General features: G+C 64.2%; 20 protein-coding genes. 16 read left to right on the forward strand and 4 right to left on the reverse strand.

The genetic code is table 11. The annotated features are described in order from the left end of the window. Nucleotides 1-16 precede the first annotated feature (16 nt). Together xth and AC5ZGW_RS20910 are read right to left on the reverse strand one after the other, a co-directional pair. The gene (gene xth, locus AC5ZGW_RS20905; protein WP_130226386.1) at nucleotides 17-814 is read right to left on the reverse strand and encodes an exodeoxyribonuclease III; all 798 of its coding nucleotides are present in this window, start codon (nucleotides 812-814) and stop codon (nucleotides 17-19) included. Between the two features lie 16 nt (nucleotides 815-830). Further along, on the reverse strand, nucleotides 831-1337 hold the full coding sequence (locus AC5ZGW_RS20910) for a GNAT family N-acetyltransferase (protein WP_474418671.1): 507 nt from the start codon (nucleotides 1335-1337) through the stop codon (nucleotides 831-833). A 202-nt stretch (nucleotides 1338-1539) separates the two neighbouring features. On the opposite strand from AC5ZGW_RS20910, the gene AC5ZGW_RS20915 reads away from it, so the two are divergent. Continuing rightward, nucleotides 1540-2673, forward strand: coding sequence for an efflux RND transporter periplasmic adaptor subunit (locus tag AC5ZGW_RS20915; protein WP_130226385.1), 1134 nt, complete (start codon nucleotides 1540-1542; stop codon nucleotides 2671-2673). A 3-nt stretch (nucleotides 2674-2676) separates the two neighbouring features. Beyond that, a complete protein-coding gene (locus AC5ZGW_RS20920; protein ID WP_130226384.1) occupies nucleotides 2677-5799 on the forward strand; it encodes an efflux RND transporter permease subunit in 3123 nt (1040 codons plus the stop codon). A gap of 43 nt (nucleotides 5800-5842) precedes the next feature. Here the strand turns inward: AC5ZGW_RS20920 and erpA are convergent, their stop codons facing one another. Beyond that, nucleotides 5843-6172: an iron-sulfur cluster insertion protein ErpA gene (gene erpA / locus AC5ZGW_RS20925; RefSeq protein ID WP_130226383.1), complete on the reverse strand. Its 330-nt coding sequence runs from the start codon at nucleotides 6170-6172 to the stop codon at nucleotides 5843-5845. 139 nt (nucleotides 6173-6311) lie between these two features. Here erpA and AC5ZGW_RS20930 point away from each other — a divergent pair, with 139 nt between their 5' ends. The 12 genes from AC5ZGW_RS20930 to surE all read left to right on the forward strand — a co-directional run bounded on the left by AC5ZGW_RS20930 (nucleotide 6312) and on the right by surE (nucleotide 18230). Then, nucleotides 6312-7523: a deoxyguanosinetriphosphate triphosphohydrolase gene (locus AC5ZGW_RS20930; RefSeq protein ID WP_130226382.1), complete on the forward strand. Its 1212-nt coding sequence runs from the start codon at nucleotides 6312-6314 to the stop codon at nucleotides 7521-7523. A gap of 9 nt (nucleotides 7524-7532) precedes the next feature. Beyond that, a complete protein-coding gene (argS, locus tag AC5ZGW_RS20935; protein WP_130226381.1) occupies nucleotides 7533-9329 on the forward strand; it encodes an arginine--tRNA ligase in 1797 nt (598 codons plus the stop codon). 117 nt (nucleotides 9330-9446) lie between these two features. Beyond that, a complete protein-coding gene (locus AC5ZGW_RS20940) occupies nucleotides 9447-10979 on the forward strand; it encodes an SPOR domain-containing protein (protein ID WP_130226380.1) in 1533 nt (510 codons plus the stop codon). A gap of 46 nt (nucleotides 10980-11025) precedes the next feature. Further along, nucleotides 11026-12048, forward strand: a complete 1023-nt coding sequence (gene nagZ, locus AC5ZGW_RS20945; RefSeq protein WP_130226379.1) for a beta-N-acetylhexosaminidase — start codon at nucleotides 11026-11028, stop codon at nucleotides 12046-12048. Continuing rightward, nucleotides 12045-12875, forward strand: coding sequence for a segregation and condensation protein A (locus AC5ZGW_RS20950; RefSeq protein WP_130226378.1), 831 nt, complete (start codon nucleotides 12045-12047; stop codon nucleotides 12873-12875). Before nagZ ends, AC5ZGW_RS20950 begins: the two co-directional genes overlap by 4 nt. Before the next feature lie 21 nt (nucleotides 12876-12896). Then, nucleotides 12897-13697, forward strand: coding sequence for an SMC-Scp complex subunit ScpB (gene scpB / locus AC5ZGW_RS20955; RefSeq protein ID WP_474418673.1), 801 nt, complete (start codon nucleotides 12897-12899; stop codon nucleotides 13695-13697). 157 nt (nucleotides 13698-13854) lie between these two features. Continuing rightward, a complete protein-coding gene (locus AC5ZGW_RS20960; RefSeq protein WP_028165598.1) occupies nucleotides 13855-14091 on the forward strand; it encodes a twin-arginine translocase TatA/TatE family subunit in 237 nt (78 codons plus the stop codon). An 87-nt stretch (nucleotides 14092-14178) separates the two neighbouring features. Continuing rightward, nucleotides 14179-14709: a Sec-independent protein translocase protein TatB gene (gene tatB, locus AC5ZGW_RS20965; protein ID WP_130226377.1), complete on the forward strand. Its 531-nt coding sequence runs from the start codon at nucleotides 14179-14181 to the stop codon at nucleotides 14707-14709. Continuing rightward, the gene (gene tatC, locus AC5ZGW_RS20970) at nucleotides 14706-15515 is read left to right on the forward strand and encodes a twin-arginine translocase subunit TatC (protein WP_028165596.1); all 810 of its coding nucleotides are present in this window, start codon (nucleotides 14706-14708) and stop codon (nucleotides 15513-15515) included. The genes tatB and tatC overlap by 4 nt, the downstream gene beginning before the upstream one ends. A 111-nt stretch (nucleotides 15516-15626) precedes the next feature. After that, a complete protein-coding gene (gene serS / locus AC5ZGW_RS20975; RefSeq protein ID WP_130226376.1) occupies nucleotides 15627-16970 on the forward strand; it encodes a serine--tRNA ligase in 1344 nt (447 codons plus the stop codon). 14 nt (nucleotides 16971-16984) lie between these two features. Further along, nucleotides 16985-17374 carry a hypothetical protein gene (locus AC5ZGW_RS20980; protein ID WP_130226375.1) on the forward strand — a complete coding sequence of 130 codons (390 nt, stop codon included), beginning with the start codon at nucleotides 16985-16987 and terminating at the stop codon, nucleotides 17372-17374. 88 nt (nucleotides 17375-17462) lie between these two features. Further along, nucleotides 17463-18230, forward strand: a complete 768-nt coding sequence (gene surE, locus AC5ZGW_RS20985; RefSeq protein ID WP_130226374.1) for a 5'/3'-nucleotidase SurE — start codon at nucleotides 17463-17465, stop codon at nucleotides 18228-18230. 58 nt (nucleotides 18231-18288) lie between these two features. Here the strand turns inward: surE and AC5ZGW_RS20990 are convergent, their stop codons facing one another. Further along, a complete protein-coding gene (locus AC5ZGW_RS20990) occupies nucleotides 18289-18666 on the reverse strand; it encodes a response regulator (RefSeq protein WP_028165592.1) in 378 nt (125 codons plus the stop codon). A 289-nt stretch (nucleotides 18667-18955) separates the two neighbouring features. Between AC5ZGW_RS20990 and AC5ZGW_RS20995 the strand changes: the two genes are divergently transcribed. Both AC5ZGW_RS20995 and AC5ZGW_RS21000 read left to right on the forward strand, forming a co-directional pair. Then, entirely contained in the window at nucleotides 18956-19606 is a 651-nt protein-coding gene (locus tag AC5ZGW_RS20995) for a protein-L-isoaspartate(D-aspartate) O-methyltransferase (RefSeq protein ID WP_028165591.1), read from the forward strand. Between the two features lie 110 nt (nucleotides 19607-19716). Beyond that, the gene (locus AC5ZGW_RS21000; RefSeq protein WP_130226373.1) at nucleotides 19717-21111 is read left to right on the forward strand and encodes a peptidoglycan DD-metalloendopeptidase family protein; all 1395 of its coding nucleotides are present in this window, start codon (nucleotides 19717-19719) and stop codon (nucleotides 21109-21111) included. Nucleotides 21112-21203 lie beyond the last annotated feature (92 nt).

Consider the following 21203-nt stretch of genomic DNA (forward strand, 5'->3'; position numbering starts at 1 on the left):
GGCGAAGCCGCCGTTTTTACGCAGCCTCGAAATCGAGATCGGCCCACACCGGCACGTGGTCTGACGGTTTTTCCCAGGCGCGGACGTAGCTGTCGACCCCGACATGGGTCAGCCGGTCGCTGGCCTGGGGCGACATCAATAGGTGGTCGATCCGCAGGCCCCAGTTCTTCTGCCAGGCCCCGGCCTGGTAATCCCAGAACGTGTACTGGCCGGGCGCGTCGGTGACGGCGCGCAGCGCATCGGTCAGGCCGAGACCGAGCAGGGACTGGAACGCTTCGCGGGTGGTCGGACGGAATAGCGCGTCTTCCACCCAGGCCGGCGGGTTGTAGACGTCCGAGGCTGCCGGGATCACGTTGAAGTCGCCGGCAAGGATCAGCGGCTCTTCCGCTTTAAGTCGCTCCCGCGAGTACTCAAGAAGTCGCGACATCCATTTGAGCTTGTAGGGATATTTGTCGCTGTTCGCCGGGTTGCCATTGGGCAGATAGAGGCAGGCGATCCTGAGCACGCCATGCTTGTGCGTGACCACCCCTTCGAGGAAGCGGGCGTGCGCGTCTTCGTCATCGCCGGCGAGGCCCGACTTGGTCTCGTCGAACGGCAGCTTGGAGAGCAAGGCGACGCCGTTGAAGGTCTTCTGCCCATGCGTGACGACGTTGTAGCCGAGCGATTCGATCTCCAGCCGCGGAAACGCTTCGTCGGTGCATTTGATTTCCTGCAGGCAGACGATGTCAGGGGAGCACTCCTTCAGCCAGGTGAGGAGAAGCTCGAGCCGCTGCCGGATCGAATTGACGTTCCACGTCGCGATGCGAAGTCCCATTCGAAGTCCTCTATTTTTACGAGACCAAGCGTTTCCGCATCTCGATGTGCGGGATGCCGGCCTCCTCGAATTCCTCGCCGACCCGCTCGAACCCGACGCGCGCGTAGAACGGCTCGGCGTGCGTTTGCGCGTTAAGGATCAGTTCGGGATAGCCGAGTTCGACCGCCTTGGCCATCAGCGCGTCCAGCACTCGGGCGCCCATGCCCGTGCCGCGCGCCGCCTTGAGCACGGCCATGCGGCCGATATGGCCGTCGGGCAGCAGCCGGCCCGTGGCCACGGGTGTGCCGTCCTCGGCAAACGCCAGCGCGTGCCAGCTCGGCGCGTCCATATCGTCCCACTCCAGTGCCTCCGGCACGCCTTGCTCTTCGACAAAGACGCCGTAGCGGATGGCACGGGCGCGTTCGCGCACTTCTTCCCAGGTGCAGACAAGGACGGAGGCGGACATGAGGCAGCGATACGGAAAGCTCATTGAAGAGGTGAAATGATACGGCCCGTTTGCCGCCAGCCGTGTCGCGGTCGCCATTCTGGCACATTGTCGAATCGCGACGGGGCGTTGGCGCGTGCCGTATCACCTAATAGTCGCAATTTCGGCCGTTGGCATACCATCAGCCGCTCGGCTGTGATAACCGTTTAAGAATTAATGGCGCAAAATGCGCTGTCGAGGGGCAGGCAGGGGCAGGATTGGGTCGTCACGGCCGTTGTGGGCCGGCGGACGAGCAAAAGGCATGAAGAAACGTAATTTGATTCTCGTTGCAGGCGTCATCGGCATCGCTGCCGTGGCCGCCTACGCCACCCGCTCTTCGTGGCTCGCCGGTGGCGGCGCAAACGCGCAGGCGCCGCAGCGGCCGCGCGCGGTTTCGGTCGAACTCGCCAAGGCGGAGCGTCGGTCGGTGCCCGTCGATGTCGACGCCATCGGAACCGTGACGCCGATTGCCAGCGTGGCGCTGAAGTCACGGCTCGAGACCACGATCATTGGCGTGCATTTCGAGGACGGCGCCAAGGTCAATGAGGGGGACCTGCTGTTCACGCTCGACGCGCGGCAAATCGACGCCCAGATCGAGCAGGCGGAGGGCGTGCTGGCCAGGGACCAGGCCCAGCTCGAGGGCGCGCAGCGCGATCTGCGCCGCTACAACGATCTCGTCGCCAAGGGCGCGACCACCCAGGTCAATGTCGACAATGCCAAGACCCAGTCCGACATCCTGATCGGAACCATCAAGGCCGACCAGTCGGCACTGGAAAATTTGCGGGTCCAGAAAAGCTACACTGTCATCCGCGCGCCGTTCGCGGGCCGCATCAGCGCCGCCAATGTGAAGATCGGCAATTTCGTGCGCCCCGCCGACACCCAGCCGCTCGCCACCATCAACCAGATGGCGCCGGTCTACGTCACTTTCGCGATCCCGCAGCGCGTGCTGGTCGACCTCCGCGACGCGATGGCGAAAGGCGATTCCAAGGTGATCGCGACCGTTCCCGGGCACAAGCGCTCGGAAGATGGCAAGGTCGCGATGGTCGAGAACACCGTGGACTCGACCACGGGCATGGTGACCGTCCGCGGCATCATGGACAATGGAAACGAGACCCTGTGGCCGGGCATTCTGGTGCAGACCGAGCTGATCATCCGTAACGAGGATGCCGTGGTGGTTCCGACAGTCGCGGTCCAGCGCAGCCAGAACGGCAACTATGTCTTCGCCGTGAAGGACGGCGTGGCCAAGGTCATGCCGGTCAAGGTCGACCGCACCTTCGGCGGTTTCTCTGTCATCGCCGAGGGGCTCTCCGGCGGCGAAGATGTCGTCGTCGACGGCCAGCTTCTGTTGTCGGACGGCACGCGGGCCGAGCCGCGCGCCCGCAAGGCCGGGGCGTGAGCGATGTCACTGCCCGAACTTTGCATCCGGCGACCGGTGATGACGACGCTGATCACCGCGGCGATCATCGCCTTTGGCATTTTCGGCTTCCGCCTGTTGCCGGTCTCGGCGTTGCCGAAAGTGGATTTCCCGACCATTGCCGTGACCGCGACGCTGCCGGGCGCGAGCGCCGACACCATGGCGGCCTCCGTCGCCGGCATCATCGAGCGGCAGCTCTCGACGATCGCGGGCATTTCCTCGATGTCCTCGAACTCCTCTCAGGGCACGAGCGTCATCACCATCCAGTTCGATCTGAACCGCAACATCGACGCCGCGGCGCTCGACGTGCAGACCGCGCTGACGATCGCGCAGCGCCGGTTGCCGATCGAGATGACGACACCACCCAGCTTCCGCAAGGTGAACCCGGCGGACTTCCCGGTTCTCTTCATCTCGCTGAATTCGGCGACACTGCCACTCTCGACCGTCAACGAGTATGGCGACATCACTATCGGCCAGGCACTGTCGCAGCTTCCGGGCATCGCCCAGGTCCTGATCTATGGCGCGCAGAAATTCGCGATCCGGGTCCAGGCCGATCCTGTCGCCGCGGCGGCGCGCGGGGTGTCGCTCGAGGACATCAGGTCCGCGGTGTCGCGCGCCAATTCCTCGACCCCGGTCGGAACGCTGAACGGGCCGAAGCAGGACGTCGCGCTACAGGCCTCCGGCCAGATGGACAAGGCGGCTGACTACCGCCAGATCTATGTCGCCTGGCGCAACGGTTCGCCGGTCAGACTCGACGAGATCGCAAAGGTCTATGACAGCGTCGAGAATGACAAGGTCGCGACCTGGCTGAACGACGAGCGCGCGATCGTGCTCGCGATCCAGAAGCAGCCCGACGCCAATACGGTCGCGGTGGTCGATTCCGTGCTGGCGAAGCTGCCGGCACTGCGGGCCTCGATCCCGCCTTCCGTGACCATGCAGGTGATGATGGACCGCTCGGTCTCGATCCGGCAGGCGGTCAGCGACGTCGAGGAAACCCTGCTGATCGCGATCGGGCTGGTCATCCTGGTGATCTTCCTGTTCCTGCGGTCGCTGTGGGCCACCTTCATTCCGGCGCTCGCGGTCCCGATCTCGCTGCTCGGCACCTTCGCGGCGATGTATGCGCTGGACTACTCCGTCAACAACATGACGCTGCTGGCGCTGACATTATCGGTCGGCTTTGTGGTCGACGACGCCATCGTCATGTTGGAAAACATCGTCCGCCACATCGAGCGCGGCATGCGGCCGTTCGAGGCGGCACTGAAGGGCGCACGCGAGATCGGCTTTACCATCATCTCGATCACCTTCTCGCTGATCGCCGTGTTCATCCCGGTGCTCCTGATGGGCGGCATCGTCGGCCGCGTATTCCGCGAATTCGCGGTGACGATATCGATCGCGATCATCGTGTCCGGCTTCGTCTCGCTGACCTTGACGCCGATGCTGTGCGCGCGCGTGCTGCGGGCTCATGACGAGACCAAGCGCCCGAATGTCGTGCTGCGGGCGTTCGAGGCGATGTTCGATGCCTTGCTGCGGGCCTACGAATGGGCGCTCGACTGGGTGCTGGCGAAAAAGGCGCTGATGCTCGCCGTCACCCTGGCGACGCTCGCGGGCACCTTCTATCTCTACATGATCGTGCCGAAGGGTTTCTTCCCGCAGGAGGACACCGGCTTCCTGATCGGCGTGACCGAGGCCGCAACGGACACCTCGTTCGAAGCGATGAAGGTGCGCCAGCAGGCGCTGGTCGACGTGCTTCGGACTGACCCTGCGGTCGATTACGTCAACTCGACCGTCGGTTCCGGCGGGCCCAACCCGACCGCGAATTACGGCCGCCTGTTCATCGCGCTGAAGCCGCAGAAGGAACGCGACAACGCCAGCGTCGTGATCGGGCGGCTGCGCCAGAAGGCCCGCGCCATCCCGGGCATGCAGGCGTTCTTCCAGAGCGTCCAAAATCTCAACATCGGCGGCCGCGTCTCCAAGAGCCAGTATCAATATGTGCTGCAGAGCGGCGATACCGAGTCGCTGTACCGGATCGCGCCCGACATGCGCGACAAGATCGAGAAGATCCCGGGCCTGCTCGACGTCACCACCGATCTCTACATCAAGAACCCGCAGATGACGGTCGACATCGACCGCGAGAAGGCCGCGGTCTACGGCGTCACCGTCGATCAGGTGCGCAACCAGCTCTACAACGCCTACGGCGCGCGCCAGGTCGGCACCATCTACATGCCCTCCAATGACTACCAGATCATCCTGGAGGTGCAGCCGGAGTTCCGGGTCGATCCGTCCAATCTGTCCAAGCTCTACATGAAGACCGGGAGCGGCCAGACCATTCCGCTGGATGCGGTCGCAAGGCTGGTGCCATCGGTCGGGCCGTTGCAGATCAACCACCAGGGCCAGCAGCCGGCGGTGACGATCTCGTTCAACCTCGCGCCCGGCACTTCGCTGGGCTATGCGGTCGACCAGATCACGGCGCTGGAGCAGAGCTCGAACCTGCCGGCCACGATCGCCACCGGCTTCTCCGGCACTGCGCAGGTGTTCCAGGATTCGCTCCGAGGGCAGGGCGTCCTGATCCTCGCCGCGGTGTTCGCGGCTTTCGTGATCCTCGGCATTCTCTACGAGAGCTTCATCCATCCGATCACGATCATCTCCGGCCTGCCGTCGGCCGGCATCGGCGCGATCCTCACTCTGATGCTGTTCAACATGGAGCTGTCGGTGATCGCGATGATCGGCATCGTGATGCTGGTCGGCATCGTCAAGAAGAACGCGATCATGATGGTCGACTTCGCGCTCGAGCGTCGTCGCGTCGGCTTGAGCGCCGAACACGCGATCCGCGAAGCCGCGCTCTTGCGCTTCCGCCCGATCATGATGACGACGTTTGCCGCGATCTTCGGCACGCTGCCGATCGCACTCGGCGCGGGCGCCGGCGCCGAACTGCGCCAGCCGCTCGGCGTGGCCGTGGTCGGCGGACTCTGCGTCTCGCAACTGCTGACGCTGTTCATCACACCGGTGATCTATATCTATCTCGACCGCATCGACCGTCGGCTGCGCCGCAAGCTCGAGCCGCAGGAGGAAGGTGGCGAGGATCGGCCGCACGTGGTGGCGGCGGAGTGACGATGCACGCAGGCGCTGTTTGCGACCTGCTTACAGACGAAAATCAGATCGAGAAGCTGGTGCCGCAGCCGCAGGAGGCGGTGGCGTTCGGATTGACCACGCGGAACGATGCGCCGATCAGATCGTCGACAAAATCGACCTCGGACCCCGCCAGGAACGGCGCGGACGCCGAATCGACCAGCACCACCGCCTCTTCACGGGAGATCACGAGATCGTCTTCCGCCTTGGCGCGGTCGACGTCGAACTTGTACTGGAAGCCGGAGCAGCCGCCGCCTTCGACCGAAATGCGCAGCATCGCACCGTCACCCTCGCTCTTGAGGATTTGACCGATCCGATGGGCGGCCCGCTCGGTGATGGTGACGGAATCAGTCATGGCAAGCTCCGAAGCCTTGTTTGAGCATGATCTTTGCGGACCATGTTCGCAACGTCATACCCATTTCATTTGGTATCCCGCGCTCACCATAGTTAAGTGCGGAAGGAAGCGGAATCAAATGGATAAGGACTAAAAAACCGTGTCGGTCGGAATGGCTGCCCCCCGCGCGCCCTATGCCTGCGACCCCGATCGCAGCCGCGGGCGGCTGTTCGCGGAGGCCCCGAGCAAGACCCGCAGCGCCTTCCGCCGGGATTGCGACCGCGTGATCCATTCCACCGCGTTCCGGCGGCTGAAGTACAAGACCCAGGTCTTCGTGTTCCACGAGGGCGACCACTACCGTACGCGGCTGACCCATTCGCTGGAAGTCGCGCAGATCGCCCGTGCGCTCGCCCGCCAACTCGGGCTGGACGAGGACCTGACGGAAACCTTGGCGCTGGCGCACGACCTCGGACACCCGCCGTTCGGCCATGCCGGCGAGCGGGCATTGGACAGGTGCCTGAAACCCCATGGCGGCTTCGATCACAATGCGCAGACGCTGCGCGTGGTTACCGCGCTGGAGCACCGCTATCCGGAATTCGATGGGCTCAATCTGACCTGGGAATCGCTCGAGGGCATCGTCAAGCACAACGGCCCGCTGACCGAGCGCGATGGTGCGCCGGCCGGACGCTACCGCGAGACAGGCGGCATCCCCATCGGTATTTCCGAGTACAACAAGACCTACGATCTGGAGCTATGGAGCTTTGCCTCGCTCGAAGCCCAGGTCGCGGCCTTCGCCGACGACATCGCCTACGATGCCCACGACATCGATGACGGCCTGCGTGCGGGGCTGTTCAAGGTCGACGAGCTCAAGGTGATGCCGTTGACCGCCGAGATCATCGCGGAAATCGACCGGCACTATCCGGCTCTCGACGAAGTCCGGCGTGGCGCGGAGCTGGTGCGTGAATTGATCTCGCATTTCATCAGCGCGGTCTTCGCGGAGGCGAGCCGGCGCCTGGACGCCGCGCAGCCGCAATCCGCCCAAGATGTGCGGCGTCATAACGGGCCGCTGATCGCGTTTCCTCCGGCCATTGCCCAGGAAGAGGCAGAGATCAAGGCGTTCCTCTGGCAGCGAATGTACCGCCACCAGCGGGTGATGCGGGTGATGGACGAGGCCGAACAGATCGTGTTCGACCTGTTCGCGCGCTACCGGCAATCCCCGGACGACCTGCCGCCCGAGTGGGTGGAGGGCAGGGAGGCGGAGACCGAGGCGGAACGCGCCAGGCGGATCGGTAATTTCATTGCCGGGATGACCGACCGCTACGCCCTGATCGAGCATAACAGGCTTTTTGACTCGACCCCGGATTTGCGTTAGGCGGCGCCCATGGCCGACAAACCTGCTTCTCCGCACCTTTTTGCCGATGTGCTCGCGCGCGTGCACGCGATCTGTGCCGCGCTCGCGGCTGAGGACCAATGGCCCGAAGGCATCGATTTCTCGCGCGTTGTGGTCGAGCCGCCGCGCGAGGCCAGCCATGGCGACATGGCGACCAACGCCGCAATGGTGCTCGCCAAGGAAGCCAAGGCCAAGCCGCGCGATCTCGCCGAGAAGATCGCAGCCAAATTGCGCGCCGACGAGCTTGTGGCGTCCGTCGAGGTCGCCGGCCCCGGCTTCATCAACCTGACCCTCAAGCCAAACGTCTGGACTGATGCCCTGCGCGCCGTGCTGCGCGAGGGCGCCGGCTACGGGCAAAGCGCGATCGGGGCCAAAGAAAAGGTCAATGTCGAGTACGTCTCGGCCAACCCCACCGGACCGATGCATGTCGGCCATTGCCGTGGCGCGGTGTTCGGCGACGCGCTTTGCAGCCTGCTGCAGTTCGCAGGGTTCGACGTCACGCGTGAATATTACATCAATGACGCCGGTGCTCAGGTCGACGTGCTCGCACGCTCGGCCTATCTGCGCTACCGCGAGGCGCTCGGCGAGGACATCGGCGCGATCCCGGAAGGGCTTTATCCTGGCGACTATTTGAAGCCGGTCGGGCAGGCGCTTGCCAAGGAATACGGCGACAAGCTGCTTTCGATGCGCGAGGCCGCCTGGCTGCCGGTCGTGCGCGACAAGGCGATCGCGATGATGATGGCCGAGATCAAGGACGATCTCGCCGCGCTCAACATCAAGCATGACGTGTTCTTCTCCGAGCGCTCGCTGATCGACACCGGCAACAACAAGGTCGCCGAGACCATCGATTTCCTGCGCGACAAAGGCGACATCTACGAGGGGCGTCTGCCGCCGCCGAAAGGCAAGCCGGTCGAGGACTACGAGGACCGCGAGCAGACGCTGTTTCGCGCCACCGCCTATGGCGACGATGTCGACCGGCCGCTGATCAAGTCGGACGGCTCCTACACCTATTTCGCGTCCGACATCGCCAATCATCGCAACAAGTTCGAGCGCGGCTTTCACAATCTGATCGATGTGTTCGGCGCCGATCATGGTGGCTACGTCAAGCGCATGCAGGCGGCGGTGAAGGCCGTGAGCGCGGGCAAGGCGGAACTCGACGTGAAGATCGTGCAGCTCGTCCGGCTGCTGCGTGACGGCGAGCCGGTGAAGATGTCGAAGCGCGCCGGCGAGTTCGTCACGCTGCGCGAAGTCGTCGACGAGGTCGGCTCGGACGCGGTGCGTTTCATGATGCTGTTCCGCAAGAACGATGCGGTGCTCGATTTCGATCTCGCCAAGGTGATCGAGCAGACCAAGGACAATGCCGTGTTCTACGTCCAGTACGGACACGCTCGCGGCCACTCGGTTTTCCGTAACGCGCGGCAGGAGGTATTACCCGACCTCCCGGACGAGGACGGCGCGCGGCGGGACTATCTTGCAGGGGCGGCGCTGGAGCGGCTGTCCGATCCGGCGGAACTCAGCCTTCTCAAGCAGTTGGCGCTCTATCCGCGCATGATCGAGGCAGCGGCCGTCGCACATGAGCCGCACCGGATCGCTTTTTATCTGTACGATCTGGCCAGCGAGTTCCACGCGCTGTGGAACAAAGGGGGCGATCTGCCCTATTTACGCTTCATTATGAATAATGATGCAGAGATCACAAGGGCGCGACTGGCAATGGTTCAGGGCGTCGTCTCGGTTCTGGCATCGGGTCTAGCTGTTCTAGGCGTCCACGCCCCAACCGAGATGCGGTAGCAGCAGGGGCGAAGCCTCTCGCGATGGGGATCGTGGGGGTACTTGGCAGGACCAACTCGTTCGCACCAGGAAGTTGCAGGCGACTTGGCGCTGTCCCGAAGGGGATGCAAGATCACGATGGCTGATCGATATCAAAACCGAACTTTTCCCGCCGACCTCGACTATGATCGCGGCAGCAATGCCGCGGGTCGGGCCGAAAGCGACCCGTTGGCCGAACTGGCGCGGCTGATCGGGCAGGCCGATCCGTTTGCCGCCAATCCGCCCAAGCCGCAGCCGGCGCCGCATCCTCTGCAGCCAGCGTCGCGTCCGCTGCAGTCGCGGGCCAATGTTCGCCCGCAGACCTATCAGCCGCAGGCTGACGATGAGGAGGTGGACCTGCCGGCCAGCCCACCGCCCTGGATGCAGCGCGCTCGCCATGAGGTCGCGCCACCGCAGCAATATGCTGCGCCGTCGCAGGACTATGCTGGGCCGTCGGAGGACTACGAAGAGCCGGATCTTCACCCGAGCGCCGTGCACCCGCTGCACCGCTACACCGCGCAGCACGCCGCGGCGCCCGTGCCGACGCCGGAATATCGCACGCCGGTGCCGGAATATCGCGAGGAGTTGCCGCTCGATGAGCCCGCGCAGCAGCTTGATCCGTCGCGCTACGACGATGCACTCTATGGCCAGATCGAAGCCGGCGGGCAGGATTTTCAGCGCGAAGCGGCGTATCCCGACGACCCCTACGCATATCAGAACGACGCTTACGAGGACGAGGAGCCTCCGCCGCGCAAGCGCTCCAGCGGACTGATGACGGTAGGAGCCGTGCTCGCGCTCGCGGTGGTGGGCACGGGCGCAGCCTTTGCCTACCGGACCTATGTCGGCTCGCCCCGCAGTGGCGAACCGCCGATCATCAAGGCCGACAACAGTCCGACCAAGATCATGTCGCAGCCTGACGGTGCCGGCAAGGCGCCAGACCGCATCGCGTCCGGCGACGGCACGGAAAAGCTCATCTCGCGCGAGGAGACGCCGGTCGACGTCACCTCCAATACCGGTCCCCGCGTGGTGTTTCCGCCGTTGAACCAAAATGCCAACCCGCCGCCGGTGGCGAGCGTCGCTCCGTCGGCAGCTTCGCCGATGACCACGAGCGGCACGCTGCCAAACAATGAGCCGCGACGGATCCGGACGCTTTCGGTCAAGGGCGACGCGACAGATGCCGGCGTACCGGGATCGGCCCCGCCTCCGCCGGCCAAGCCCGCGCCTGTCACGCGGACGGCGTCTGCGAACCCGTCACACGGCAATCCGGCCTCCGCCAATGCGAGCGCCAACACGCCGATGTCGCTGGCGCCCGGCGCACCTCAGCCCGATCCGGCGCCGACCCGGGTCGCTTCGACGAATCCGACGGCCACCGTAAGCAGCGGAGGGTACGTCGTTCAGGTCTCCTCGCAACGAAACGAGGCGGATGCGCAGGCCTCCTACAAGGCGCTGCAGGGCAAGTATCCAAGCGTGCTCGGCTCGCAGTCGCTGGTCGTGAAGCGCGTCGATCTCGGCGAGAAGGGTGTGTACTACCGGGCGTTTGCCGGTCCGTTCAGCTCCCTGGATCAGGCGACGCAGGTTTGCAGCAGCCTGAAGGCCGCCGGCGGGCCGCAGTGCCTCATCCAAAGGAATTAAGTGCGGTTTCCTTGACGCTCAGGATACATGCGGCCTAATCGGCCGCATGGTAAACCGAGCATTCATCACCGGCGTATCCGGGTTTGAGCTGACCGATGCCGAGCGCGAGTTCATTCGCGCCGAGCGGCCATGGGGCTTCATCCTATTCAAACGGAACGTCGAAACTCCCGATCAAGTATCTGCACTTGTTCGTGAATGCCGCTCCGTCGCAGGTCGAGCCGACGCGCCGGTCCTGATCGACCAGGAAGGCGGCCGAGTGCAGCGGCTTGGACCGCCCCATTGGCCCGTTTATCCCGCTGGAGCGGCGTTTGGAGCGCTGTACGATCGCGATTCGCAGCTCGGGCTTGCCGCGGCGCGGCTCAGCGCGAGCCTGATTGCCGCCGATTTGGGCGCTCTCGGGATCACCGTCGACTGCCTGCCGCTGGCGGATGTGCCGGTTGAGGGCGCCGACGCCGTGATCGGCAACCGCGCCTATGGAACTGATCCGGCCAAGGTGGCCGCCATCGCCCGCGCCGTTACCGACGGACTGGAGCAGGGTGGTATTTTACCGGTACTGAAACATATACCGGGTCATGGACGGGCCACGGCGGACACCCATTTCCGGCTGCCGACCGTTGATACGGTGAGGTCCGAGCTGGAACGGACCGACTTTGCGGCGTTCCGGCCGCTTGCGGACCTGCCGATGGCGATGACTGCACATGTTGTGTTTAGCGCGCTGGATCCCGCCCAACCGGCGACGACTTCTGCGACAATCATCCAACAGGTGATTCGCGACGGTATCGGGTTCCAGGGTTTGTTAATGAGTGATGACGTGTCGATGAACGCGCTCTCGGGATCGATCGCAGAGCGGACCCGGGCGATCATCAGCGCAGGCTGCGACATGGTCCTGCACTGCAACGGCAAGCTCGACGAGATGCGCGAAGTTGCGCGCGAGGCGCCGGAACTGACCGGCGAGGCGCTCGAGCGCGCCAAGCGCGCGCTGGCAGCACGGAAACCGCCGCTTCCGTTCGACCGGCTGGCGGCACGGGCCGAACTGGATGGCTTGATAGGACAAGTAGGTACGGCATGACCGCAGAAATTCTGTCGTTTGAGACCGGCCGGCCGGCTGAAGTCAGCGAGGACGAGCCGGCCCTGGTGGTCGACGTCGGTGGCTATGAGGGCCCGCTCGACCTCCTGCTGACGCTCGCGCGGCAACAAAAGGTCGACCTGGCCAAGATCTCGATCCTGGCGCTCGCCGACCAGTACCTGCAGTTCATCGAGGCGGCGCGGAAGATCCGGCTGGAGCTTGCCGCCGATTATCTGGTCATGGCGGCCTGGCTCGCCTACCTGAAATCACGACTGCTGTTGCCGGAGCCGCCGGCGGCGGAAGGGCCGAGCGCCGAGGAGATGGCGACCGCGCTCGCCAACCGGCTGCGGCGGCTTGAGGCGATTCGGGAAGCGGCGAACCGGCTGATGAACCGGCCGCAGTTCCAGCGCGATATCTTCCCGCGCGGCAATCCGGAGTCGATCGCCGAGATCAAGCATCCCAAGTTCACAGCGACGCTCTACGACCTGCTCACGGCCTACGCCACGCAGCGCCAGCAGCGGGTATTGGCCAGCGTACATCTGGCCAAGCGCACGGTGTGGTCGCTCTCCGAAGCGCGTGCCTCGCTGGAACGGCTGGTTGGTGCGGCCGATAGCGAGAACTGGAGCTGCCTCGACGAGTACCTGATGAACTACGTCGTCGAACCGTCGCAGCGGGCGACCGTGTTCGCGTCGAGTTTCGCTGCCGCGCTGGAATTGGTGCGGGAAGGCGAGATGGAACTGAACCAGAGCCGAGCGTTTGCGCCGCTCTATTTTCGGAGGCGTTTGCCGCAAGTGCCCGGTGCCACCGCGCCGGACCTTACGGCCGAGTAAGTGGAAGAAGGAGACCGAGCCATGGCAAGCCTGGCGGAAAAGCGCATGGAAGATGCCGAGGAGCACGTCACCGATCCGCAGGCGCGGCCCGAGGAATTGCGGGTTCTGGAAGCCCTGCTGTTTGCCTCCGCCGAGCCGATCGACCAGGCCACCCTAGCCAAGCGCATGCCCGAGGGCGTCGACGTCAAGGCTGCGCTGGCGCAACTGCAGGCGGAATACGCCCCGCGCGGGGTCAATCTGGTGCGCGTTGCCAACAAATGGACCTTCCGCACTGCAGGCGATCTCGCCTGGCTGATGACGCGCGAGACCACAGAGACGAAAAAACTGTCGCGCGCGGCGATCGAGGTGCTGGCGATCGTCGCCTATCACCAGCCGGTGACCCGCGCCGAGATCGAGGAGATCCGCGGCGTGGTCACCTCCAAGGGCACGCTCGACGTGCTCCTGGAAACCGGTTGGATCCGCCCCCGCGGGCGCCGCAAGACGCCGGGACGGCCGCTCACCTTCGGCACGACGGAAGCGTTCCTCTCGCAGTTCAGCCTGGAGGCGCTCGGCGACCTGCCGGGTCTCGACGAACTGAAGGGAACCGGTCTCTTGGATTCGCGCCTGCCCTCCGGCTTCAATGTTCCGACGCCATCGGACGATCCGACGCTTCGTGAGGACGAGGATCCGCTCGAGCCCGGCGACAATCTGGAACTGTTCCTGGCGCCGGTTGCCGAGCCCGAGGAGGGCAGTGGCAAGGATTCGGACTCAGAGGGCGCCGCCAAGGATTCGCATTCAGAGGGCGGAGGCGCTGCAGAGGATGATGGCAAGGATTCAGCCTAACCTCCGCAGCCGGAACGCCGTAGGTTAACGGTAGCAATATTGCGTAGCCGCGACAGCGATTTGCCGCGGCTTGAGTCCTTGTTTTTGACGCCCCGCGGGCCTACTTTCCGCTCGAAGCTTAGGCCGGTGCGCCGGTCGTCTTTGGAGGGTTTGCAGGATGGGTTCGCTTAGCATTTGGCACTGGATCGTGGTGATCGCAGTGGTCCTGCTGCTGTTTGGTCGCGGCAAGATTTCCGACCTGATGGGCGATGTCGCGCAGGGGATCAAGGCCTTCAAGAAGGGCATGCAGGACGATGACAAGACTGCAGAAAAGCCCGCCGAGCCGGTGAAGACCATCGATCACAACGCGGCGCCGTCGGCAGCGCGGTCGGACGTCGGCAGCAAGGCCGTCTAAGTTAGACGTCCCGTTGAGAAAAACCGCGCGCGCCCCCAAATCCTGTTAGAAGGGCGGGGGGCCATTTGCGCGTGAGCGGAATCTTTCATGTTCGATATCGGGTGGAGTGAACTGCTCGTCATCGCGGTCGTCGCGCTGATCGCCATCGGCCCGAAAGAGCTCCCCGGCGTGCTGCGGATGGTGGGCCAGTGGATGGGCAAGGCGCGCCGGATGGCCGCCGAATTCCAGGGCCAGTTCCAGGAGGCCATGCGCGAGGCCGAGATGGCCGATCTCAAGAAGAGCTTCGACGAAGTCAAGGAAGCCGCCACGGGCTTTACCAGCAATAACGTCATGACGTCGCTGCAGAAGGACGTCAACGACGCCATGCAGATCGGCGACATCGAGAAGCCCCCGGAGGTCAGGCCTGCAGATGCGCCGGCCGCTCTGCCGCCGGCATCGGAAAGTGATACGCCGGTCATTCCAACGACGCCGGCAGCGCCCACGCCGGAGACCTTTGTCGAAGCCGAGGCGCACGCGGCGGCAAACGAGCCGCGCGCGATCGTCAAAGAAGCTGAGCCGGCAGCGCCGCAGGACACGCCTGAGGTGCCCGACATGCAAAAGAGCGCGAAAGCGTCATGAGCGCCGAAGACATCGAAGCCAGCAAGGCGCCGTTGATGGACCACTTGATCGAGCTGCGCTCGCGGCTGATCAAGGCGCTGCTCGGATTCGGCGTGGCGTTCCTCTTCTGCTTCTTCTTCGCCAAGCAGATCTACAACGTGTTGGTGTGGCCGTTCGTCTGGGTCGCGGGGCCGGATAATTCGAAATTCATCTATACCGCGCTGCTGGAATATTTCGTCACCCAGCTCAAGCTTGCGCTGTTCGGCGCCGGCTTCATCTCATTCCCGATCGTCGCGACCCAGATCTACAAGTTCGTGGCGCCCGGCCTTTATCGGCACGAGCGCAACGCGTTCCTGCCGTATCTGATCGCCACTCCCGTGTTCTTCGTGGCTGGCGCGATGCTGGTCTATTTCGTGGTGTTGCCGATGCTGGTGCGGTTCTCGCTCGGCATGCAGCAGATGGGCGGCGCGGAGACGGCGCAGATCCAGCTCCTGCCGAAGGTCGGCGAGTATCTGTCGCTGATGATGTCGCTGATCTTCGCCTTCGGCATCGCGTTCCAGCTTCCGGTGATCCTGACGCTGCTCGGCCGTATCGGCATCGTGACGTCGAAGATGCTGCGCGAGAAGCGGCGCTATTTCATCGTCATCGCTTTCATCATTGCCGCGGTCCTGACCCCGCCGGACGTGCTGAGCCAGGCCTCGCTCGCGATCCCATTGCTGGCGCTCTATGAGGGCGCGATCATCGCCGTGCGCATGGTGGAAAAGAAGGCAGCCGCCTCCCAAGCCTCGACCGGCGGCACACCCAACGCCGCCAATCCGGCGGAGTAGGGCGTTATTCGTCATGCCCGGGCTTGTCCCGGGCATCCACGTCTTTTACAGACCGTGCAATCGAGGCGTGGATGGCCGGGACAAGCCCGGCCATGACGTAGGAATGTGGTCATGCACGACATCAAAGCGATCCGCGACAACCCCGAAGCTTTCGACGCCGCAATGAGCCGGCGCGGCTTTGCGCCCCTGTCGCCGTCGCTGCTGGCAATCGACGAGAGGCGCCGCGCGGCAATTCTGTCGTCCGAGCAGGCGCAGGCGCGGCGCAATGCGGCGTCCAAGGAGATCGGCGAAGCCAAGAAAGCCAAGGACGAGGCGCGCGCGGCGAAGCTGATGGCTGAAGTCGCCGACCTCAAGACCTCGCTGCCGGAGCTCGAGGCCGCCGCAAAAGTTGCCGATGAGGAGCTGAACACGCAACTCGCCGCGCTTCCGAACCTGCCGGCACAGGATGTGCCTGATGGCGTCGACGAGCACGGCAACGTGCAGCATCACGTGTTCGGCGCACCGCGGCAGTACGGCTTCGCGCCGAAGCCGCATGACGATCTCGGCGGCGCTCTCGGCTACATGGATTTCGAGGCGGCCGCGAAATTGTCGGGCGCACGCTTCGTCGTGCTGAAGAAGGGATTGGCGCGGTTGGAGCGGGCGATCGGGCAATTCATGCTCGACCTGCACACCAATGAGCACGGCTACACCGAAATCAATCCGCCGCTGCTGGTGCGCAATGAGGTGATGTTCGGCACCGGGCAATTGCCGAAATTTGAAGACGATCAGTTCTGGGCGATCAAGGGCGAACTGCTGACGGCCGGTGTAGAGCGGCTGAAGAGCGAACGTCTCGGATTGATCCCGACCGCCGAGGTCTCGCTGACCAATTTGGTGCGCGAATCCATCGTCGACGAAAAAGAGTTGCCGATGCGGCTGACCGCGCTCACGCCCTGCTTCCGCGCCGAAGCGGGCGCCGCCGGCCGCGACACGCGCGGCATGATCCGCCAGCACCAGTTCACGAAGGTCGAGCTGGTCTCGATCACGACGCCGGAGACCAGCCGCGACGAACATGAGCGCATGCTGGCCTGCGCCGAGGAAGTGCTGCGTCAGCTCGATCTGCATTATCGCGTGATGACGCTGTGCGCCGGCGATATGGGCTTTTCCGCGCAGAAGACCTACGACATCGAAGTCTGGATGCCGGGACAATTTTCAGGTCAGGGCGATGGTGGCGCCTATCGTGAAATCTCGAGCTGTTCGGTCTGCGGCGATTTCCAGGCCCGGCGAATGGATGCGCGCTATCGCGCCGGCGATGGCAAGCCGCGCTTCGTGCATACGCTGAACGGCTCCGGCACCGCGGTCGGCCGAGCGCTGATCGCCGTGATGGAAAACTATCAGCAGCAGGACGGCTCGATTGCCGTTCCCGACGTGCTGCAGCCCTATATGGGCGGCTTGAAAGTGATCGAGCACGACAAGTGAAGTGAATCTGCAAGATGGCGCTGCATCGCGACATCTACTGGATCGGACGGCAATGGGCCGTCACCGGTTTCGGGATGCAGCTCATCGATCAAAGGCACGAGGGAAAGTTCGATATCGAGATCGCGAGGCTCTGGGACGAGGGGCTCGCGGGCGATCTGGGCGCGCAGAAATGGTTCGATCCGGTCGATTTCGGCAAAGGGCTTTGGGTCGCGCGGCAGCGCCACACGAAACCGCCGGCACCCGCTCAGGTCGACGTGGCGCCCGACGCGTCGGTCGCCGGGAAAGCGGAGGTTGCAACGGCTGGTGCCGTTGAGCCGCCACCGCGGAAAACCACTGGATCTCAGCTTCGGATCGCCGGCAGCGCCAAATTCCTGCGTCCCTGGCGAGTCCGGATGAAGCAGTAACAACCCGCAAGTCACCGGGTTTGCCTCTGCGGCGTTTGCCGGTTAAGACCTTTGGCAAGACAGGCGATCGAACAGGGCATTTTGACGGATGCGAATTCTCTGCACCAATGATGACGGCATCCACGCGCCCGGGTTGAAGGTCGTCGAGCAGATCGCGCGCGCTTTGTCCGACGATGTCTGGGTCGTGGCGCCCGAGCTCGACCAGTCCGGCGTATCGCATTCCCTGTCGCTGAACGATCCCTTGCGGCTGCGCGAGATCGGCCCGCGGCACTTCGCCGTCAGGGGTACGCCGACGGACTGCGTGATCATGGGCGCACGCCATATCCTCGGGGCCAAACTGCCGGATCTCGTGCTGTCGGGCGTCAACAAGGGCCGCAACGTCGCCGAGGACGTGGTCTATTCCGGCACCATCGCCGGCGCACTCGAGGGCACCATTCTGGGCCTGCCGTCGTTCGCGCTGTCGCAGGAATTCAGCATCGAGACGCGTGAAAAGCCGCTCTGGGACACCGCGCTGCAATTCGGCCCCGACATCGTGCGCAGGGTGATGGATGCCGGCATCCCCAAGAACACGGTGATCAATGTCAATTTTCCGGCCTGCCTGCCTGACGACGTCAAGGGCATCCGAGTCACCCGGCAGGGTAAGCGCAATCTCGGTTTCCTGAAGATCGACGAGCGCCGCGACGGCCGCGGCAATCCATATTTCTGGATCGGCTTTGAGCGCACGGCGATGATGGATACGCCCGCGGAAGGCACCGATCTCGCGGCGCTCAGGGCGCACTACGTGTCGGTGACACCGCTGCGGCTTGACCGCACCGATGAAGCGTTTTCGGAAACGCTGACGTCGACGTTGAAATAGGGTTCGTAGCTTCGTTGCCCGGATGAAGCGAAGCGCAATCCGGGCTACGGATTCGATGCTAAACCGGCGCGCTCTTCAGCGTGCTGTCGATCAGTTGGGCGAGCGTTTCAAGCTGGAATGGCTTCTGCAGCGCGGGCCGATCGCGATATTCCTCCGGCAGGCCTGACGAGCCATAGCCGGTCGCGAAAATGAAGGGGCGGTTGCGCGCGTTGATCAATTCGGCGACGGGCGTGATTACCTTGCCGTTGACATTAACGTCGAGGATCGCGAGGTCGAACTCAGTCGATTGCGCGAGCTTGACCGCTTCTGAAATTTCCCCGGCCTCGGCCGCAACGCTGTGACCCAGCTCTTCCAGCATGTCGGCGACCATCATCCGGATCATGACCTCGTCCTCGACGAGAAACACAGAACAGCCCTCAGGCCGTGCGGTAGTCATGTCGGAATCCTTGCCTGTCCCTGCGCCACGTTCGCAAATATCTCCCGCAGGCGCAACGTAAACGTTCGCACTCATGCTCGCCTCACAGAGCCTCGATCATGCGTCGTTGCCGATCATATGGGTAATAAAAATACTTGCTCGCCAACGCCGCGCCATGGCTATGGTTCCGGGGAGGGAACGCGATCGTGAGGGAAATTTTCCTCAACGCGGGATTTCGAGTTGGTGTGGCATTAATCGGTTAGGATCGTGCTCGGCAACCGTGCCGCGCAGCAAGCTTACGAGACCCGCTATGGCCAGCACATCTGAGCCGCCCGAGAAAATGATGTTTCAGCTCGCGCTGCGGCGGCGCGGCATCAGCGACCAGTCGGTGCTTCGTGCGATGGAGGAGGTGCCGCGTGAGCGGTTTGTCGCGGCCAATGACCGCGACCATGCTTACCGCGACAGCGCGCTCGGCATTGCCTGCGGGCAGACCATCAGCCAGCCCTTCGTGGTCGCCTACATGACCGAACAGCTCCAACTCAACCGGGAGCACCGGGTGCTCGAGATCGGCACCGGCTCCGGCTACCATGCCGCGGTCCTCTCGCGGCTGTGCAAGCATGTGCTGACCATCGAGCGCTATCGGACATTGGCCGATACGGCCCGCCAGCGGCTGGAGAAGCTCGGCTACTACAATATCGAGGTCATGCTTGGCGACGGCTTCGACGTGCCTGCCGGGGGCGGCGATTTCGACCGCATCATCGTCACCGCCGCGATGGAGCAAATTCCGGAGAAGCTTTTGCAGCGGCTCGAGGTCGGCGGCATCCTGATCGCGCCGGTCGGCCCACACCATGGTACCCAGACCTTGGTGCGGGTGACCAGGACCGAGACCGGCTTCGAGCGCAAGGAACTGGTCGACGTGCGCTTCGTGCCGGCCCTGCCGGGGGTGGCGCGGGAACTGTAGAGTCTGGGGATTGCTGCCTCGCGCCAATACCTTATTCCGAAGGTTAAGCGGTTATTTACTCGGTACGTGTTTACTCAAAACAGTATTTTGTTGCGTACGAGTGAGTAACCATGTCCGCTCTTGTCGAGTTGCTTCGCTCGCGCCGCGTCCCGCAGGTGACGGTGCTGGCGCTGATGTCGGTCGGTTTTGCCGGGTGCAGCGGCGACATGTCGACGCGCTTCTCGCAAAACTCTTATTCCAGCAATCCTTTCGCCTTCGAGCCCCAGGCGACCGGCTCTGTGCCGCAGCAGCCGGTCGAGCGGCGTGAGTTGCCGCAATATGCGCGGCCGCAATCGCCCTATTCGCAGTCCCAGCCCTATCAGTCCCAGCCGCTGCCGCCGCCGGTTGCTGCGCCGCAATCCTATCCGGTCTCGAACTCCAGCGTAGCAGGGGGCGGGCGGGGCGTGGCATCCTATGCGCCGCCACAACAACCGCCGCGCCTTGAGGCGCCCCAGCAGCAGCGTCTCGAGACGACTGCTGCCGTGCCGCAGTCGGTGGCGCGCGCGCCCGCAGGCCATGGCGGCACTACCATCATCGTCGGCACCAGCGATACGCTGGAAGTGCTGTCGAAGCGCTACAACGTCTCGACAGCCGAGATCCTGCGCGCCAACGGCTACAAAGGGCCGCGCGCGCTGTCGCCCGGTCAGCAGCTTGTCATCCCGCGTCCGGCTGCCGTTGCGGCGGCGCCGGCACCTGCCGTGGCGCCGCCGGCAAGCAAGCCGGTCGCGGTCGCAGCCACGGTTGGAGGCGTCCATTACGTCAACAGGGGCGACACGCTGCACAGCATCGCGCGCCAGCATCACGTCTCGCCGGCCGAGCTTGCCAAGGCCAACCATCTCGATCAGTCGGCCAGGCTCAGCCTAGGCATGAAGCTGACCGTCCCGGGCGCCAAGACCGCTGCGGCCGCGCCCACGGCGCCGGCAGTTGCGCCGGCTCCCGCTGCCGCGCCAGCCGCTCCGGCACCGAAGGTGGTTGCGACCGCCCAGCCGCAAAGCGCCCGGCTGGTTCAGCCCGCGGCGAATGTCGAACAGCCTGCTCCGGCCGCGGAACCGGTGGCGGTCAAGCCCAGCGAGACCACGAGCTCGTTGCCGACCTTCCGCTGGCCGGCCCGCGGCAAGGTGATCACCGGCTATGGCGCCAAGACCAACGGCAAATCCAATGACGGCATCAACCTCGCGGTGCCCGAGGGCACGCCGGTGAAGGCCGCCGAGGATGGCGTGGTCGCCTATTCCGGCAACGAATTGAAGGGCTATGGCAACCTGGTCCTGGTGCGGCACTCGAACGGCTACGTCACCGCTTATGCCCATGCCAGTGAGCTGCTGGTGAAGCGCGGCGATACGATCAAGCGCGGCCAGGTGATCGCCAAGTCGGGCCAGTCGGGAGAGGTGAGCTCGCCGCAGCTTCACTTCGAGATCCGCAAGGGATCATCGCCGGTCGATCCGCTGCAATTCCTCAACGGCGCGTGAGGCCGTCTTCGTCATTGCCGGGCCTGACCCGGCAATCCATCTTTGAACAAAGCGCTTTTGTGAAGATCGATGGATACGCGGGTGAAACCCCG

The organism is Bradyrhizobium sp. Crot121, assembly GCF_059512385.1.